Annotated in this window: 14 protein-coding genes; 8 read left to right on the forward strand and 6 right to left on the reverse strand. The window is 63.0% G+C overall.

All coding sequences use genetic code 11. From position 1 onward, the window contains the following. Positions 1–114 precede the first annotated feature (114 nt). Positions 115–1,713: an L-aspartate oxidase gene (gene nadB, locus PDMSB3_RS16355; RefSeq protein ID WP_007180629.1), complete on the forward strand. Its 1,599-nt coding sequence runs from the start codon at positions 115–117 to the stop codon at positions 1,711–1,713. 88 nt (positions 1,714–1,801) lie between these two features. On the opposite strand, the gene nadC is transcribed toward nadB, so the two are convergent. From nadC to purN, 6 genes are all read right to left on the reverse strand, one after another. Next, a complete protein-coding gene (gene nadC, locus PDMSB3_RS16360) occupies positions 1,802–2,701 on the reverse strand; it encodes a carboxylating nicotinate-nucleotide diphosphorylase (protein ID WP_007180628.1) in 900 nt (299 codons plus the stop codon). Beyond that, a complete protein-coding gene (gene nadA / locus PDMSB3_RS16365; protein WP_007180627.1) occupies positions 2,701–3,840 on the reverse strand; it encodes a quinolinate synthase NadA in 1,140 nt (379 codons plus the stop codon). Before nadA ends, nadC begins: the two co-directional genes overlap by 1 nt. A gap of 130 nt (positions 3,841–3,970) precedes the next feature. After that, the gene (locus tag PDMSB3_RS16370; protein ID WP_165186968.1) at positions 3,971–5,167 is read right to left on the reverse strand and encodes a DesA family fatty acid desaturase; all 1,197 of its coding nucleotides are present in this window, start codon (positions 5,165–5,167) and stop codon (positions 3,971–3,973) included. Between the two features lie 203 nt (positions 5,168–5,370). Beyond that, entirely contained in the window at positions 5,371–6,726 is a 1,356-nt protein-coding gene (locus tag PDMSB3_RS16375; RefSeq protein WP_007180625.1) for a mechanosensitive ion channel family protein, read from the reverse strand. A gap of 81 nt (positions 6,727–6,807) precedes the next feature. After that, positions 6,808–8,067, reverse strand: a complete 1,260-nt coding sequence (locus PDMSB3_RS16380) for an RsmB/NOP family class I SAM-dependent RNA methyltransferase (protein ID WP_007180624.1) — start codon at positions 8,065–8,067, stop codon at positions 6,808–6,810. Continuing rightward, a complete protein-coding gene (purN, locus tag PDMSB3_RS16385; protein ID WP_007180623.1) occupies positions 8,064–8,717 on the reverse strand; it encodes a phosphoribosylglycinamide formyltransferase in 654 nt (217 codons plus the stop codon). Before purN ends, PDMSB3_RS16380 begins: the two co-directional genes overlap by 4 nt. A gap of 117 nt (positions 8,718–8,834) precedes the next feature. Here purN and PDMSB3_RS16390 point away from each other — a divergent pair, with 117 nt between their 5' ends. From PDMSB3_RS16390 to PDMSB3_RS16420, 7 genes are all read left to right on the forward strand, one after another. Further along, on the forward strand, positions 8,835–9,830 hold the full coding sequence (locus PDMSB3_RS16390) for a bifunctional riboflavin kinase/FAD synthetase (RefSeq protein WP_007180622.1): 996 nt from the start codon (positions 8,835–8,837) through the stop codon (positions 9,828–9,830). A gap of 172 nt (positions 9,831–10,002) precedes the next feature. Next, entirely contained in the window at positions 10,003–12,840 is a 2,838-nt protein-coding gene (gene ileS, locus PDMSB3_RS16395) for an isoleucine--tRNA ligase (RefSeq protein WP_007180621.1), read from the forward strand. Between the two features lie 11 nt (positions 12,841–12,851). Beyond that, on the forward strand, positions 12,852–13,361 hold the full coding sequence (gene lspA / locus PDMSB3_RS16400; protein WP_035518496.1) for a signal peptidase II: 510 nt from the start codon (positions 12,852–12,854) through the stop codon (positions 13,359–13,361). A 112-nt stretch (positions 13,362–13,473) separates the two neighbouring features. Beyond that, positions 13,474–14,688 carry a bifunctional phosphopantothenoylcysteine decarboxylase/phosphopantothenate--cysteine ligase CoaBC gene (gene coaBC, locus PDMSB3_RS16405; protein WP_165186969.1) on the forward strand — a complete coding sequence of 405 codons (1,215 nt, stop codon included), beginning with the start codon at positions 13,474–13,476 and terminating at the stop codon, positions 14,686–14,688. A 79-nt stretch (positions 14,689–14,767) separates the two neighbouring features. Continuing rightward, positions 14,768–15,787 (forward strand): LLM class flavin-dependent oxidoreductase, encoded by a 1,020-nt coding sequence (locus PDMSB3_RS16410; RefSeq protein ID WP_165186970.1) that lies wholly within the window; start codon positions 14,768–14,770, stop codon positions 15,785–15,787. A gap of 13 nt (positions 15,788–15,800) precedes the next feature. Next, positions 15,801–16,247, forward strand: coding sequence for a dUTP diphosphatase (gene dut, locus PDMSB3_RS16415; RefSeq protein WP_007180617.1), 447 nt, complete (start codon positions 15,801–15,803; stop codon positions 16,245–16,247). 420 nt (positions 16,248–16,667) lie between these two features. After that, a complete protein-coding gene (locus PDMSB3_RS16420; protein ID WP_007180616.1) occupies positions 16,668–19,178 on the forward strand; it encodes a hypothetical protein in 2,511 nt (836 codons plus the stop codon). Positions 19,179–19,213: the final 35 nt, after the last annotated feature.

Raw genomic sequence — 19,213 nt, forward strand, 5'->3', positions numbered from 1 at the left:
CTTATGCCGTTCGGCCAGCTTTCCCTCATCCGTCGCGGCGCGTATCCTTTCTCGTTTTAGCGGCGAGCGAATCGCACGCCGTCACCGCAAAACGAAAAGACGGAGATGTACGCAATGGAATTCGATGTGGCGATTGTCGGTAGCGGTCTGGCTGGTTTGAGCGTCGCGCTCAATCTGGCGGAGACCCGGCGGGTTGCGGTGGTCGCCAAGCGATCGATTACCGAAGGCGCAAGCGACTGGGCACAAGGCGGCATCGCCGCAGTACTGGATTCGGCGGACAGCATTGAGAATCACGTGCGCGATACGCTGATCGCGGGCGGCGGCCTGTGCGACGAAGCGGCAACGCGCTTCATCGTCGAACATGGGCGGGCCGCGATCGAATGGTTGATCGCGCAAGGCGTGCCGTTCACCAAAGACGACGCCGCCGAGCTCGGTTTCCACCTGACGCGCGAAGGCGGCCACAGCCACCGGCGGATCATTCACGCTGCGGATGCAACGGGCCACGCCGTGGTGGCCACGCTCAGCGAGCGGGTGCGCCGTCACCCGAACATCACGCTGCTCGAAGATCACTACGCAATCGACCTGATCACGTCCGACCGCCTCGGCTTGCCAGGACGGCGTTGTCACGGCCTGTATGCACTCGATCTGCAAAGCGGCCGCACCGTGACGATCGAGGCACCGCATACCGTGCTCGCCACTGGCGGCGCCGGCAAGGTTTATCTCTACACCACGAATCCCGACACCGCGACCGGCGACGGCATCGCGATGGCGTGGCGGGCCGGCTGCCGCGTAGCCAATATGGAATTCATCCAGTTCCATCCGACCTGCCTGTTCCACCCGTACGCAAAATCGTTTCTGATCTCGGAAGCCGTGCGCGGCGAAGGCGGCATTCTCAAGCTCCCGGACGGCACGCGTTTCATGCCGAACCACGACGAACGTGCCGAACTCGCGCCGCGCGATATCGTCGCGCGTGCGATCGACTTCGAAATCAAGAAGCGTGGCATCGATTGCGTGTATCTGGACATCAGCCATCAACCGTCCGAATTCCTGCGCGAGCACTTCCCGACGATTCTGGCGCGCTGCCTGGAATTCGGCATCGACATCACCAGGGAAGCGATTCCGGTCGTGCCGGCCGCACACTACACCTGCGGCGGCGTCGTGACCGATCTGGCGGGGCGGACGGACCTGGCCGGCCTCTATGCGGTCGGCGAGACGTCATGCACGGGTTTGCACGGCGCGAACCGGCTTGCCAGCAACTCCCTGCTCGAATGCATCGTCATTGGACGCTCCGCGGCACAAGCGATCGAAGAAGAAGGTTTTAGCGCTGCCGTTCACGCCCCGCTGCCGGATTGGGACGAAAGCCGCGTGTCCGATCCGGACGAAGAAGTCGTGGTCGCGCATAACTGGGACGAACTGCGCCGGCTGATGTGGAACTACGTCGGCATCGTACGGACCGACAAGCGGCTCGCACGAGCGAAGCATCGGCTCGCCCTGCTGCGCGATGAAATTCACGAGTATTACGCCAACTTCAAGGTGAGCCGCGACTTGCTCGAATTGCGCAATCTGGTCGATGTGGCGTCGTTGATCGTCGAAGGCGCGCGTTCGCGGCGTGAGAGCCGCGGTTTGCACTTCAGCCGCGACTGGCCGGCCACTTTGCCCAAAGCGCTGCCGACAGTGCTCTCGCCGGAGCATGTACGCAACCGCAACGTGTGATCGAGACGAGCTGAAACAGAAAGGGCTATCGCCAGATCATCCCGGCGATAGCCCTTTCCCGATCGACTGCGACCGGTGTGCTCAAACGTCAGACGATCCGCATCGAGTAATCTGTTGCGCGCACGTCTTTGGTCAACGCGCCGATCGACACACGATCGACACCGGTTTCGGCAATCGTGCGCACGGTATCGAAGTTCACACCACCCGACACCTCCAGCACCGCCCGCCCCGCTGTGATGCGCACCGCTTCGCGCATGGCGTCGAACGAAAAATTGTCCAGCAGAATGGATTGCGCGCGATGAGCCAGCGCAGTTTCCAGTTCTTCGAGTGTCTCGACTTCGACCTGGATCGGCACGCCCGCATTCAGCGCCAGCGCGGCGTCCATCGCAGCGCCCACCCCGCCAGCCGCGGCGATGTGGTTTTCCTTGATGAGAATACCGTCGTACAGCGCGAGACGCTGGTTCGCACCACCACCCACGCGCACCGCGTACTTTTGCGCGAGCCGCAGGCCCGGCAAAGTCTTGCGCGTATCGAGAATGCGCGTTCGCGTATGAGCGATGGCATCGACATAACGGCGCGTCGCGCTCGCCACCCCCGACAGTAATTGCAGGAAGTTCAGCGCGTTGCGTTCCGCCGTCAACAAGGCGCGCACGGGTCCGCGCAGTTCGCAGACCGTTGTGTCGGCTTTCATCCGGTCGCCTTCACGATAGCGCCACTGGACCTCGATACGCGGATCGACCTGGCGCATCACCGCGTTGAACCACGGCACGCCGCACAGCACCGCATCCTCACGCACGATGATGCGCGCGCCGCGCAGGTCGTCCACTGGAACCAGGCGGCCCGTCTGGTCACCGGTGCCGATGTCTTCGGCCAGTGCGTCGGCGACGTTGCGCGCCAACGCGGCTTCGAATGCCGTGCCGTACTGCGCTTGAATTTCAGCCAACAGCGGCGACACCGCCTCGACTTGACTGCGCTCAACCGCCCCCATCACGCTGCTCCCACGTTCGAATAGAGTTGCGCGTCGCGCGCCAGATCGCCGCTCGCCTGCACGCGCTTCTTGTGACGCGCCGCGAAATCCAGCATCCGGTCGATCGGCAGACGCGCCCGCTCGCCGATCGCACGGTCGACGAAGATTTCGTTGTGACCGCGCTCGAGCACGTCGGCCAGATTTGCGAGGCCATTCATTGCCATCCACGGGCAGTGCGCGCAACTCTTGCAGGTCGCGCTGTTGCCGGCCGTCGGCGCGGCAATCAGGGTCTTGCCGGGCGCGGCGAGCTGCATCTTGTGCAGAATGCCGAGATCGGTCGCCACGATAAAATGCGTCGCGTCCAGCTTTTGCGCCGCGTCGATCAATTGTGTAGTCGAGCCCACCACGTCTGCCTGCGCGACCACATTGGCCGGCGACTCAGGGTGCACCAACACTTTGGCGCCCGGATATTCAGCGCGCAGCAGGTCGAGTTCGATGCCTTTGAATTCGTCGTGCACCAGACATGAACCCTGCCACAGCAGCATGTCCGCGCCGGTCTTGTTCTGGATATAACTGCCGAGGTGGCGGTCCGGCGCCCAGATGATCTTTTCGCCGCGGGCGTGCAGGTCGGCAACGATTTCCAATCCGATCGACGACGTCACCATCCAGTCCGCGCGCGCCTTCACGGCTGCGCTCGTGTTCGCGTACACGACCACCGTGCGATCCGGGTGCGCGTCGCAGAAAGCCGAGAACTCATCGACCGGGCAGCCCAGATCGAGCGAACAGGTTGCGTCGAGATCCGGCATCAGAATGCGCTTGTCCGGACTCAGGATTTTCGCCGTCTCGCCCATGAAGCGCACGCCCGCAACGACCAGCGTTTGCGCGTCGTGATCGCGTCCGAAGCGCGCCATCTCCAGTGAATCGGCCACGCAACCGCCAGTCTCGTCGGCGAGCTCCTGCAATTCCGCGTCGACATAATAGTGCGCGACAAGCACCGCTTTCTCGCGTTCGAGCAATTTGCGGATGCGTGCCTTCAGCGCCAGCTTCTCTTCGGCCGACGGCATGTCGGGCACCTTCGCCCACGCCTGCCCGATCCCGCAGGTCGTACCCTGCGCTTGTGGCCGGTCGTATTCGACGGTCCTGATCGCCTGCTGATCCATGATCTCCTCTGCCTTCGCTCTGCCGCCGCGGACTCTCAATCGCGTGTCGTTGCAGTTTCCGCGGCCCAAAAAGCAAAACCCCGCCAACGCGGGGTTTTGTGACGTACTGAGATTTTAATGGATTTCGCTATCAGGCATAACGGCGCAATCGCATCGCAAACTCTTGCAGCGTTTTGATGCCGCTTTGTTCAGCGCGATGACACCAGTCCTGCAACTGAATCAGCAACTGATCACGCGAAGCATTGGAGCGCTCCCACATGGCCGCCAGTTCGTTGCGCATGTCGATATACGTCTTGAGCTTCTGGCTGCTCGCGAAAATTTGCGGCAACTGACGCTTCTGCGGTTCGTCGAGACCCGCTTCTTCCTTGTGGAACCAGCTACGCGCACCGCGCATGAGTTGATACTTCTCGCGCGCGCCGACTTCCTTCAAATGCGCCAGTTCCTGACGATAGGCGCGCTTGAGCGCCTTGCCGTAACGCGCCATCACTTCGTAGCGATTGGCCAGCACGGCTTGCAGCGTGTCCTGATCGAGCACCAGCTTGCCGGTGGTGAGGCGCGGCGTAGGCGCAACCTTCTTCACCTTCGCGAGACGGAACGCCGACATGATGCGGATATACATCCAGCCGATATCGAACTCGTACCACTTGTTCGACAGCTTGGCGGACGTCGCATACGTGTGGTGATTGTTATGCAGTTCCTCACCGCCGATGATGATGCCCCACGGGAAAATGTTGGTGCTGGCATCCGCCGAGTTGAAGTTGCGATAGCCCCAGAAGTGCGCGAGACCGTTCACCACACCGGCGGCCCAGAACGGAATCCATACCATTTGCACGGCCCAGATCGTCAGACCGACGACGCCGAACAGCGCGACGTTCAGCACCATCATCAGGCTCACGCCGAGGATCGGGTATTTGGTGTAGACGTTGCGTTCCATCCAGTCGTTCGGCGTGCCGTGACTGAACTTGCGCATCGTTTCTTCGTTTTTCGCTTCAGTGCGGTACAGTTCCGCGCCTTCGAGCAGCACCTTCCAGATGCCGCGCGTTTGCGGGCTGTGCGGATCTTCTTCAGTCTCGCACTTGGCGTGGTGCTTGCGGTGAATCGCGGCCCATTGGCCGGTCAGCATGCCGGTGGTCATCCACAGCCAGAAACGGAAAAAATGACTGACGACCGGATGCAGTTCCAGCGCGCGGTGCGCCTGGCAGCGATGCAGATAGACTGTCACGCCGATGATCGTGATGTGCGTCGCGATCGCCGTGTACAGCACGAGTTGCCACCACGAGAAGTGCAGCAGACCGTGGGCAAGAAAATCGAGCAAAGAATTCAACAAGGCAATTTACCTGTGGAACGAGAGGTACGAGATACACGCAGATTGCGCGTGTCAAGAAAGTGAAAGCATACAGCTGGATTGGACGATATTCTACTTGAACCGTTCCAAGTGTTTGTAACAAATAGGGATTTTTTGTGCCGCATCAACGGAACGCAACACACCGAACGTCTATATAAGACTCGCCGGCGCGTCTAAAGCGCCCGTCAATGCGCGCCGTCCGCCTGATTGGCCGAGGGGGCGGTCATTATTACCGGCTGCGGTACCCCGGCGCCAACATTGCCGACGATTCGCACTTCGCGTTGCGCGAACGGAATCGAGATGTCGTGCTCCGAGAACAGACGCCAGATATTCCGGTTGACGGCCGAGCGCACGCCCGACGTTCCGGTGGCCGCGTCCTCGACCCAGAACCCGAGTTCGAGGTTGATGCCGTCCGCACCGAAACTCGCCAGATAAGGCGTCGGCGCAGGTTCCTGCAGTACTCGCGGCACGTCCCCGCCAGCCTGCACTAGCAGCGCCATCGCCTGCTCGACGTTGGACGTGTACGCGACCTGCACGGCCACCTTCGCATAGCCGCGCGTCAGGTACGACGACTGGTTCTGGACCACATCCGTGATCAGCTTTTCGTTCGGAATCAGCGTCTCGATGCCGTCCAGTCCACGCACGACGGTATAGCGCGTGCGGATCTGCGTGACCATGCCCTGCAGGCCGCTCACGTTGATCGTGTCGCCAATGCGCAGCGACCGGTCGATCAGGATGATGAATCCCGACACGTAGTTGCTGGCGATCTTCTGCAGACCGAAGCCCAGCCCAACGCCCAGCGCGCCGCCGAACACGCCCAGCACGGTGATGTCGATGCCGACCAGCGACAGGCTGATCAGCACCGCCGCCAGCACGAACGCCGCCCGGCCGACCCGCGCCACCACCACCTTCAGGTTGGCATCGAGCGTTTTCGAACGCATCAGACGGTCTTCGAACGTGGAACCGAGCCACATCGCGACAATCATCGTCACGCATACCCACAGCAGTCCCGAGATAAGCGAGAGCAGCGTCATGTGCGCGTTGGCGACGCGGAACTGGACGCTCGCCATCCACGTGATCACGCCGTCCTGAATGCCCATGACCGTGAGCACCATGCCGACCCAGACGACCAGCGAAACGATCTTTTCGACGAGGAACAGCCACGGATGCGTCGCGCCGTCGTGGCTGAAAACCCGCCGCGCAAAGAAAAACACAATGTAAATCAGGCCAATGCCAAATAACGGCACCAGCGCCAGATCGAGCAGCGCGGTGTGCATGAACTGGCCGGTGACCGACCGCGCGAGCCAGACGAGGGTCGCGCCGATCAGCGGAAAGAACGCGCGATTCAGGCTTTCCGCGCCGAAGCGCAGGGTCTGGTAACGCGTCTGGCGACGCAGATCCAGCGCCCGGCGCAACAGGCGCGCGAGCAGCCACGCGATCGCGAGCGTCCCGAGCAGGACGCCGACCTGCCACAACATCACCGGCTGACCGAAATCGCGCGCGAGGTCGCTGAACATATGAGGGAAAAGACGGTTTTGCATGATGTCGCGGAAATCGCCGGCGCCCTGCCGGGTTCAGGAATCGAACCCGCGCGCGCCGGCAGAAGCCTGTTACGCCTGCGCCTAACTTTGGCGTTCCAGCACGGCGGCGAAGAAGCCGTCGGTAGCGTGCCGGTGCGGCCACAGCGAAAGGTAATCGCCCATTTCCAGATCGATGCGCTGCTCGGCCAGCACGTCGCGCGCGGGCACCAGAGCGAAATCGGGATGGCCGGCGAGGAACTGCTCCACCACGGCTTCGTTTTCGGCTTCCAGAATCGAGCAGGTGGCGTAGACCAGGCGGCCGCCCTTCTTTACCAGGCGCGCGGCGCTCGCCAGAATCGACGCCTGCTTCGGCGCCAGTTCGGCCACCGATTCCGGCGACTGGCGCCACTTCAGGTCCGGGTTGCGACGCAGTGTGCCCAGGCCGCTGCACGGCGCATCGACCAGCACGCGGTCGATCTTGCCCGCGAGGCGCTTGATCTTGGAATCGTGTTCACTATCGATCAGCACCGGATTCACATTCGACAAGCCGCTGCGTGCAAGGCGCGGCTTGAGCTTGGCGAGACGCCGCTCGGAGATGTCGAAGGCGTAGAGCCGACCGGTCGAGCGCATCGCCGCGCCCAGCGCCAGCGTCTTGCCGCCCGCGCCCGCGCAGAAGTCGACGATCATTTCACCGCGCTTGGGCGCGACCAGCGAGCACAGCAACTGGCTGCCTTCGTCCTGCACTTCGACCCAGCCATGCTGGAACGCGTCGAGCTTGGTGAGCGGCGGCTTGCCGACCACCCGCACGCCGAACGGTGCGAACGGCGTGGCGCCAGCCTCGATACCGGCCTTCGACAGCGCGTTCAGCACGTCGTCGCGGCTCGCCTTGATCGGGTTGGTGCGCAGATCCAGCGGCGCCGGGTAGTTCAGCGCCGCGGCCAGTTGCGCCAGCTCATCGGGTTCGAAACGCTTGCTGAGCGCCTGATAGATCCAGTCGGGCAGATTCAGGCGAATCCGCAACGGCAGGCTTTCCGGGTCGATCTTCGAAACGTGTTCAAGCCAGCTCAGCTCCTGTTCCGACACAAACGGCTTGAGCGCGTTACGTCCCGCCGTCTGCATCAGGCCGAGCAACGCCATGCGGCGCGCCGGGCTGCCGGCGCCGCCTTCGGCCAGATGGGCGAATTCCATCCGGCGGCGCAGCACCGCGAAAACCGCCTCGGCGATGACCCCGCGCTCGCCGTGCCCGAGCTTCGGGTGCGCGCGGAAGAAACGGCTCGTGGTAGCGTCGGCCGGGCCGTTGAGTTTTAGGACTTCAGCCAACAAAGTCTCAGTTTGTCCAATCAAAAAACCATGCAATCTCATGCGCCCTCTCCGGCGGTGTGACCGGCAAAGAGCCATTGCGGCTCCGGCGGCGTAAGCGTGACACGCAGGCCTTCGAGAGCAAGGCGCCCTTCGACGAACCAGCGCACCGCGCGTGGATAAATGATGTGTTCAGTTGCCAGCACGCGTTCGGCGAGCGTGGCGGGAGTGTCGCCCGTCTCCACGGGAACCGCCGACTGTACGACGATCGGCCCGTGATCCAGCTGGGACGTGACAAAATGCACGGACGCGCCGTGCAGCCGCACGCCCGCGTCGAGCGCCTGCTGATGGGTTTTCAGGCCCGGAAAGCTTGGCAGCAGCGACGGATGCACATTCAGCATGCGCCCGGCGTAATGATCGACGAAACCGGCCGTGAGCACCCGCATGAAGCCGGCGAGCACCACCAGATCGGGCGCGAAACTGTCGATTTGCTGAGCGAGCGCGGCGTCGAAGCTGTCGCGGCTGGAAAACTGGCGGTGGTCGACCACCGCCGTGGCAATGCCGTGCGACGCCGCGAACGCAAGGCCCGCGGCATCGGGACGGTTGGCAATCACGGCGGCGACTTGCGCGGGCCAGGCTTCGTCCGAGCAGGCTCGAACAATGGCTTCCATGTTGCTTCCCCGTCCGGAAATCAGGATGACGAGTTTTTTCATCCGCGGATTTTATCATTCGGGGACACTGAAACCGCGACGCTCCGCCGTCCACCGCGCTGAACGTTTATAATCGTTCGTTTTGCGGCACCCCGGCCGCTCCACCTCAAACCCGCTATCGTGAGAGTCTTCCGCGGTCTTCCCAATGCTGAAAGCCGTGCGCCCTGCGCACTGACCATCGGCAACTTCGACGGTGTCCACCGCGGCCATCAGGCTCTGCTCGCCCACGTGCGGGCGGCTGCCGATGCACGCGGCCTGCCTGTCTGCGTGATGACCTTCGAGCCGCACCCGCGCGAATTCTTCAACCCGGCGGGCGCGCCGCCGCGCATCGCCATGCTGCGCGACAAGCTCGAGGCACTGCGCACCAACGGCGTCGACCGGGTAGTGGTCGAGCATTTCAATCACACGTTCGCGAGCCAGTCGCCGGACGCGTTCGTCGAACGGATCATCGTCAACGGGCTGCATGCGCGCTGGGTCATGATCGGCGACGACTTCCGCTACGGCGCAAAACGCGCCGGCGACTTCGCGTCGCTCAAGGCCGCGGGGCAGCAACACGGTTTCGAAGTCGAACAGATGGCCACAGTGGCCGATCCGTCGGGCGCGCGCATTTCCAGCTCGGGCGTGCGCGCGGCGCTGGTGGCGGGCGACCTCGACTCGGCACGCGCCGCACTGGGCCGCGACTACGTGATCAGCGGCCACGTCGTGCACGGCATGAAGCTCGGCCGCGATCTCGGCTTCCCCACGCTGAACCTGCCGATCGCCCACAAGCGCCCGGCGCTCGCGGGCATTTTCGTGGTGCGCGTGCATGGCGTGGGGGATGAACCGCTGCCCGGCGTCGCAAGCCTCGGCCTGCGCCCCACGGTGGACGATTCCGGTCGCGTGCTGCTCGAAGTTCACCTGCTCGACTGGCATGGCGACGCGTATGGCAAACTCGTGCGCGTCGAATTTCTGAAGAAGCTGCGCGACGAGGAAAAGTACGTCGACCTCGAAACGCTGACCGCCGCCATTGCGCGCGACGTAGCCAACGCGCGCGCGTGGTTCGCGGCCGTCGGCGCCGGCACGCCGGGCAGCCGCTCCACCGGCTTCGCCACCTCGGCCACCGACCGAATTAGATAACCGCCGTGGTCCACGCAAGCGCTTAAGCACCGCATGCGTGGACCTTCGCCGCGCGCATCGAAGGGCGTCCGTGAGTCACGCGACATGCCTGCCGGGCGCGCCCCACGCCCCTCGCGCATCGTGCGCATTCCGCGCCCTGCTGCGCATAGAAAGAATTCACCGCGACCTCATCATGAGCAACAAGAAAGCCGATTCGAAACCGCAGTCACGCTACCCGCTCAACCTGCTCGACACGCCGTTCCCGATGCGCGGCGATTTGCCCAAGCGCGAGCCGCAATGGGTCAAGGAATGGCAGGAACGCAAGATCTATGAGAAGATCCGCGCCGCCTCCAAGGGCCGCAAGAAGTTCATCCTGCACGACGGCCCGCCGTATGCGAACGGCGACATCCACCTCGGCCATGCGGTGAACAAGATCCTGAAGGACATGATCGTCAAGGCGCGCAATCTGGCGGGCTTCGACGCGGTCTACGTGCCGGGCTGGGATTGCCACGGCATGCCGATCGAAATCCAGATCGAAAAGCAGTTCGGCAAATCGCTGCCGGCCGCTGAAGTCATGCAGAAGGCGCGTGCCTACGCGACCGAGCAGATCGAGAAGCAGAAGGTCGGCTTCCGGCGTCTGGGCGTGCTCGGCGACTGGGACAATCCGTACAAGACCATGAACTTCACCAACGAAGCCGGCGAAATCCGCGCGCTCGCGAAGATCATGGAAAAAGGCTACGTGTTCCGGGGCCTGAAGCCGGTGAACTGGTGTTTCGACTGCGGCTCGGCGCTCGCCGAAGCGGAAGTCGAGTACAAGGACAAGACCGATCCGACCATCGACGTGCTGTTCAGCTTCGCCGAGCCGGGAAAGACCGCTGAGGCGTTCGGCTTGAATGCGCTGCCGCGCAACGAAGGCGGTATCGTGATCTGGACTACCACGCCGTGGACCATCCCCGCCAACCAGGCGCTGAACCTGCATCCGGAAATCGTCTACGCGCTGGTCGATACGCCGCGCGGGCTGCTGATCCTCGCGGAAGAGCGCGTCGAAGCGTGCCTGAAGCAATACGGTCTGGAAGGCACGATCGTCGCCACCACGCCGGGCGCGAAGCTCGTCAATCTGCGTTTCAACCATCCGCTTGCGTCCGCGCATCCGAGCTACAAGCGCACCTCGCCGGTCTATCTCGGCGACTACGTGACCACTGAATCGGGCACGGGCGTCGTGCACTCGTCGCCGGCGTATGGCGTGGAAGACTTCGTGTCGTGCAAGGCGCACGGCATGTCCGACTCCGACATCATCAATCCGGTGATGGGCGACGGCCGCTATATCGAATCGCTCGCGCTGTTCGGCGGCTTGTCGATCTGGGCGGCCAATCCGCAGATCGTCGAAGCGCTGCAAGGCGCCGGCACGCTGATGCGCACCGAGAAGTACACGCACAGCTACATGCACTGCTGGCGCCACAAGACGCCGATCATCTACCGCGCCACGTCGCAATGGTTCGCCGGCATGGACGTGAAGCCGAACGATACCGACAGGACGCTGCGCGAGACCGCGCTCGAAGGCATCGAAAACACCGCGTTCTATCCCGCGTGGGGCAAGCAGCGCCTGTTCAGCATGATCGCGAATCGCCCGGACTGGACGCTGTCGCGCCAACGCCAATGGGGCGTGCCGATGGCGTTCTTCGTTCACAAGGAAACCGGCGAGCTGCATCCGCGTACGCTGGAGTTGCTCGAAGAAGTCGCGCAACGCGTCGAGAAGGCCGGCATCGAAGCCTGGCAGTCGCTCGACCCGCGCGAGCTGCTCGGCGACGACGCCAACATGTACGAGAAGAACCGCGACACGCTCGACGTGTGGTTCGATTCGGGCACCACGCACTGGCACGTGCTGCGCGGCTCGCACAAAGACGAACTGCAATTCCCGGCCGACCTCTATCTGGAAGGCTCGGACCAGCACCGCGGCTGGTTTCACTCGTCGCTGTTGACCGCCTCGATGCTCGACGGCCGCCCGCCGTACAACGCGCTGCTCACGCACGGCTTCACCGTGGACGGCGAAGGCCGCAAGATGAGCAAGTCGCTCGGCAACGGTATCGATCCGCATGAAGTGGCGAACCGCCTCGGCGCGGAAATCATCCGCCTGTGGATCGCCTCGACCGATTACTCGGGCGAGCTGGCGATCTCGGAAGAAATCCTGAAACGCGTCACGGAAGGCTATCGCCGTATCCGCAACACGCTGCGCTTCCTGCTCGCGAACCTGTCGGACTTCGACTTCGCGCAGCACGCGCGTCCGGTCGAAGACTGGCTCGAGATCGACCGCTATGCGGTGGCGCTGTCGGCGAATCTGCAAAACGACATCCTCTCGCACTACGAGAAGTACGAATTCCACCCGGTGGTCGCCAAGCTGCAGACGTTCTGCTCGGAAGACCTCGGCGGCTTCTATCTGGACGTGCTGAAAGACCGTCTGTACACGACCGCCGCGGACTCCGTCGCGCGCCGTTCGGCACAGACCGCGCTGTATCACATCGCGCACGGCCTGCTGCGTCTGATGGCGCCTTTCCTGTCGTTCACCGCAGAAGAAGCGTGGAAGATCTTCGAGCCGAACAGCGAGACGATCTTCACCGAGACGTACCACGCGTTCCCGGCCGTGCCGGAAACCGGCGCGCTGCTCGACAAATGGACGCTTCTGCGCGCCGCCCGCAGCGACGTGACCAAGGCGCTGGAAGAAGCGCGCGTGGCCAACCTGATCGGCTCGTCCCTGCAGGCGGAAGTGGAAATCCGCGCCAGCGGCGCACGCTACGACGCACTCACGAGCCTCGGCGACGACCTGAAGTTCGTGCTGATCACGTCGGCGGCGAGCGTGGTGAAGGTGGACAGCGAAGCGGAAGAAGGCGTCGAAGTGATCGCCTCGAAGTATCTGAAATGCGAACGCTGCTGGCACTATCGCGCGGATGTCGGCGCGAACGCCGAACACCCCACGCTGTGCGGCCGCTGCTTCAGCAATCTGTTCGGCAACGGTGAAATCAGGAGCGCGGCATAATGGCGAGAACCATGTCGAAAACCGCGTCGAAAACATCTGCCGCAAACGGGTCGCTGGCGCCCTGGCTTGGGGTTGCGCTGATCGTCATTCTGTTCGATCAGTTGACGAAAATCGCAGTCCAGAAGGTGTTCGCCTACGGTGTCGCGCATGAGGTCACGTCGTTTTTCAACCTGATCCTCGTGTACAACCGCGGCGCGGCGTTCAGCTTCCTCGCAATGGCGGGCGGCTGGCAACGCTGGGCGTTCACCGCGCTCGGCGTGGTGGCCGCGCTGGTGATCTGCTATCTGCTCAAGCGCCACGGCGGGCAGAAAATGTTCTGCACGGCGCTCGCGCTGATTCTCGGCGGCGCGCTCGGCAACGTGATCGATCGGCTCGCGTATGGCCACGTGATCGATTTCCTCGATTTTCACGTGCGCACGTGGCACTGGCCGGCGTTCAATCTTGCCGACAGCGCGATCACGGTCGGCGCGATCTTGCTCGTGCTCGACGAGTTGCGGCGCGTACGCGGCAGCGTACGCTAAGGCCGCAGTCGCTCGCGCTCAGGTTCGCGCGCCAGTACGGTTTGAAAGGCGCGGCGGCGGGATGCAACGCCCCGCCCCGCTGAGCGCCACCACGCTTTGTCGGAGGCTTTCGTTGGCAACCGCAGAACTCGCAGGAAAACACCTCGTCCTTGGCATGACGGGCGGCATTGCCTGCTACAAGATCGCCGAACTCACGCGTCTGTTGACCAAGGCCGGCGCGACCGTGCAGGTCGTCATGACCGAAGCGGCCACGCAGTTCATCACGCCTGTCACCATGCAGGCGCTGTCCGGCCGTCCGGTCTATACCAGCCAGTGGGACGGGCGCGTGCCGAACAACATGGCGCACATCGATCTGTCGCGTGAAGCGGATGCGATCGTGATCGCGCCCGCCTCCACCGATTTCCTCGCCAAACTCGCGCACGGCATGGCCGACGACCTGCTGTCGACGCTGTGCGTCGCGCGCGATTGTCCGCTGCTGGTCGTGCCGGCCATGAACCGGCAGATGTGGCAGAACCCGGCCACCCAACGCAACGTCGCGCAATTGCGCGCGGACGGCGTCGAAGTGCTCGGCCCCGATTCCGGCCCGCAAGCGTGCGGCGAAGTCGGCGACGGGCGCATGCTCGAAGCCGCCGCCACCTACGAAGCCGTCGCCTCGTTCTTCGCGCCGAAAATCCTCAGCGGCCGGCGCGTGCTGTTGACCGCCGGGCCGACCTTCGAACCGCTCGATCCGGTGCGCGGCATCACCAACCGCTCCAGCGGCAAGATGGGTTTTGCGCTGGCGCGCGCCGCGCAACAGGCGGGCGCCGAGGTGCATCTGGTCGCCGGCCCCGTCGCTCTGGAAACGCCTTGGGGCGTGTTCCGCCAGGACGTGCAAACCGCCCAGCAGATGCACGACGCGGTAATGCACTCGATCGCGGACGCCGACATCTTCATCGGCGTGGCCGCGGTGGCGGACTGGCGCGTCGATCACGCCAGCGAGCACAAGATCAAGAAGACCACGGATCGCGCGCTGCCGAGCTTCACGTTCGTCGAAAATCCGGACATTCTGGCTTCGGTGGCAAAACTGCCGCATCCGCCGTTCACGGTCGGCTTCGCCGCGGAAAGCGGCGACCTCGAAGTCCACGGCGAAGAAAAGCGCGTGCGCAAAAATGTGCCGCTGCTGATCGGCAATCTCGGCCCGCAGACTTTCGGCCTCGACGATAACGAAGTGATCCTGTTCGAAGCAGGCGGCACGACCAGGCTGCCACGCGCCGACAAGCAGACGCTCGCGCGCGCGCTGATCGCGGAGATCGCCAGGCGTCTGCCCGACACAAGTCTGATTCGCTGAACCGTCCCGGCCGCACGCACGCCGATGCGCTCGCCGTGAGTCGCGCAAGCGAATTGGAATCATCTGGAGCGGTACAGACATGACGCGACTATCCGTACTCGATCAAACGCCGGTGATCGCCGGGCACTCGGTGGCGGACGCGATTGCCGCCACGGTTGAACTCGCGCAATTCGCCGACGACCTCGGCTACACGCGTTACTGGTGCGCCGAGCATCATGGCCTGCGCGGCGTGTCGAATCCCTGCCCCGAGGTGATGCTGGCGCGCCTGGGCAGTGTGACGAGCCACATCCGGCTGGGCTCCGGCGGCGTGATGCTGCCGTATTACAGCCCATTCAAGGTCGCCGAGCAATTCATGATGCTCGAGGCGCTGTTCCCCAATCGTATCGATCTGGGCGTGGGACGTGCGCCGGGTGGCGACATGCGCACCGCGCAAGCGGTCGCCGCCGGCGACTACAATCGCGGCGATATTTTTCCGCAGCAAGTGGCCGATCTGCTCGGCCTGATGCACGGCACGTTGCCCGCCGATCACATTGCGAGCGGCGTGCTGCTGCAACCGCAAATCGATACGCGTCCGCAAGTGTGGATGCTGGGGTCGAGTGAATTCGGCGGACTGCTGGCCGCGCAACTCGGCATTCCGTTTGCGTTTGCGCACTTCATCAACGCGCATTTCGGGCACCAGGTCGCGCATGCGTATCGCGAGCGCTTCAAGGCCGGCCACGGGTTACAGCAGCCGTATCTGGCGGCCGCCGTGTTCGTGATCTGCGCGGACACCGAACAGGAAGCCGCGGATCTCGAAAAAGCCGTCGACCTGCGCCGCGTGCAGATGGCCTATGGCTTGAACGAACCGATTCCGTCCATCGAACAGGGCATCGCGCAGGAGTACGGCGAGCGCGAGCAGCTCGTGATCTCGCGCGAAAAGCCGCGCAGTATCATCGGCACGCCGGCAACCGTCACTGAACGGCTTCATGCGTTGCAGGAGCAGTTCCAGGCGGACGAGCTGATCGTGCTCACCGTTGCGGGCAGCTATCGCGCCCGGTTGCGCTCCTATGAACTTCTTGCCGAGGCGTTCCAACTCGAACGCCCGGCGTCCACTCCTTAACCTTCCAACCTGCATGAAACTCGACCTGAAGATCCTCGACGCGCGCATGCGCGATCAGCTCCCGGCTTACGCCACCACCGGCAGCGCGGGCCTCGACCTGCGCGCGTGCCTCGACGAACCGTTGACGCTGAAGCCCGGCGAGACCGCGCTAGTGCCGACGGGTCTGGCGATTCACGTCGGCGATCCGGGCTATGCCGCACTGATTCTGCCGCGCTCGGGATTGGGACATAAGCACGGGATCGTGCTCGGCAATCTCGTCGGTCTGATCGATTCGGATTACCAAGGCCAACTGATGATCTCGACGTGGAACCGCGGCGAGACCACCTTCGTGCTGAACCCAATGGAGCGTCTGGCGCAACTGGTTATCGTGCCGGTCGTGCAGGCGGAGTTCAATATCGTCGACGACTTCGAAACCAGCGAGCGTGGCGCGGGTGGTTTCGGCAGCACGGGCAAGCATTAAGACAGATTTCCCCCAAACCCGTGCTGGTTGAGCCCAATCCAGCACGGCTCTCTCCCTCGTTTCAAACCCTCCTCGCGTCTTTCTCCGACGACCCAGATTCGGAATTATCCGATTTGGACCTTCACTTCTCCCACCTATAAATCAACCACCAGCCTCTCCGATCCATCCGGCCACACTTGCTGATTGATTGCTGGCCACATCACGTTCCCGTTTTCCAGTTCCTGCTTTCGTTTCCCGTTTCTGAGTTCCCCTCAAAGCCAGACAAAGGAGGTTTATATCATTATCTTCAATTCATAGATTTACTTAGTTATCCATACCATATCCAATCTGGTACGGATGCATTGCTCTCCGGACAGAACTTTTTCTTCGCCCATCCGGGCAAGCAGCCCAAGTTCACCGGACAACCTGAATGGAGTCACCATGAAGATCGAATATGATGCAATCGTCGGCCCGGGTGCCAATGAATGGTATGGCACGATCATCGTCTCCAACCTGCGCTATGAAGACGGCAGCGCTGTCAACGTCAGCGAGTTCCTCGCATTCAACTTCCATTCGCCGGCCAATCTGGATGCCACGGCCATCCAGCCGCAGTTCATCAGTTGGGTGGTGGGCGAGACTTCCGTGCAAGCCTCGCAAATTGGCGACGGCGACTTCGACGTCACGGTGACGATACCGTTCACCACGTCCTATACGATGCAGCCGCCCGATCAGATCACGATCGGCATCAACGGCAACCTTGTCGCCCATCCGGACACCTGGCTCGACTCATTCGTGTTCGCGGCCGATCACGAGCCGACAATCTTCGGCACGGTGTCCGCCGCGTGCGAGACGGCGCCGGACCCGGCGCTGGCGAACGTGACGCCCGTTCTCACGCTCGCCCAAGGCAGCATGGTCACCACCTTGCCGCTTAGCTACAGCGGGAGCGTCACCGCGAGTCTCGAACAGGGCGGCTACACGGTGAGCGGCGACAGCATTGCTACTGTCGATGAGACTGTCGTTGCGCCGCTTGTCATCAGTCCCACTTCGGTGGAAGTCACCGCAGGCAATACCTCGACGATCAAAGTGACATTCGGGCCGGTAGAGCGATATTGCGCGCTCGACATTTCGATCGGGTCGCTCGCGGGTTTGTCGAAGGAAACGCTCAGTGTTACGCTGACCGACAGCAAGACCGGCAACACCCTCGCTGCATTCGACGCAACGACCAACAGCGTGACGTCGCTGCGAAAACTGCCGCCGTCGGGCACTGCGCGCGTATCGATACAAAAGGTCGCACTGAACGACGTCAACTACTCGTTCGCGGTGCCGGATATCACGCTGACAGACGCACTGCACAAGGTGGTTATCGACGACTCGACGATGGCGAGCAAGCCAGTCAATACGTCGGGATACGTCAAGGTCGCGATCGAGGTCACTGCCGAACAGACGCTCGATCGCCAGATCGACTTGCGCCTGATCGCCAGCGACATGAACTATCTGCAGACAGTTGCCGTCGAATCGCAGCAAACCGCTTTCTCGGCACTCGTCCGGCCGGGGCATTACACGGTGGAGACCGCCGACTTCCTGTCGGCGGGCGTCGTATATGCGGTCAGCGGGCCAGCGCAGTTGGACGTGAACGGTGACGGCCACATTGAACTCGACGTGACGGTCGGCGCATCCGCCGATCTGCACGTGCGCGGTTTCCCCGAGTATCTATGCTTCGGTGGCTGCGCCGATTTGCAGCCGAGCAATCTGGCCGACTTCGCGGCGGCGCGCGCGACGTCGGTCTTCGATTACGCCGGCACCGACGGCGCCGGAGACTCGAACGTGTTCCTGAGCGACGACGTGCAGACCAGAACGACGATCACCCTCGCTCGCAACGTCGAAACGCAACTGGGCAAGGGTCAGCCCGTGCTGCCCGTGATGGTCTCGTACACCTGCAACCTGTCGCTCGGCGACACGCCGACGATCCTCGCCAACGCCGACGCGCACGCGCACAGCTTCGCGAACTACATCCTGGCACTCAACATCGCCACGGAGGCGATCGACAACGATCACCCGGTGCCGGCAGGTTTCATCGTGAACCCGGACTTTCTCGGCGCGTGCGAGCAGGCCAACTTCGGCGCGACCTACGCCATGCCGGTGCGCGGTCCGCTGCAAACCGCGCTCGACCATTGGTCGCTCTCCGCAGCCATTCCCGACAATATCACCGAGGACATTGCGGGCTACGTCCTCGCCGTGAACTGGCTGACCCGCACGGTAGCGCCAAGCGTGACTTTCGGCTGGCAGATCAATCTCTGGGGTGTCGGCTACTCGGAGTGGATTTATGAGGACACCGACAAAACGGCGCAGATGGCGCAGCAGACGTCTGACTATGTTGTCAGCCTCGGCGTGTACGACGGTCCGTACGCGCCCGACTTCCTCGCGATCGACCGCTACGAAGCGGACGACTTCACGCAGCGCGCGTACGTGAACGGCTACTGCTATGGTCCTCGCGAATGGAAACGCTACTTCGATTTCTGCAAGACAGTGAGCCGCGCACTCAAATTGCCGGTAATGCCGTGGCAGATTCCCGCGAGCCGCATTCCGAATACGACCGACCCGGTCGCGGCTGATTTCGACTCTCAGCATTGGGGAACCGGTGGCAGTTGTTTGCTGGGCGATCCGACAATCGGCTCCGACTATCGCAACGTGCATCCGACTATTCTGGCGCTTCAATTCCCGCCGGCGTTCCAGCAATCCATGGGTGTCACCGCCGAAGATATGTTCCTCCGGTCCGAACCATTCGACATTTCGAATCCGCTGTATGGCGACTTCCCGCTGCGCGGCATCTTCACCGTCCTGCTGGGCGGCGGCGCGACAACCGGCATTGTCTCGGCGATCGGCAATCCCGAGGCCTGGGCGAGAGAAAAGCTGAATGCCTACATGGACGATCCGATCAAGTTCGATCAATAGCATCGGCCCAAAAAAAACGGCGTGGACCTATGAGT

The organism is Paraburkholderia dioscoreae (assembly GCF_902459535.1).
GTDB lineage: Bacteria > Pseudomonadota > Gammaproteobacteria > Burkholderiales > Burkholderiaceae > Paraburkholderia > Paraburkholderia dioscoreae.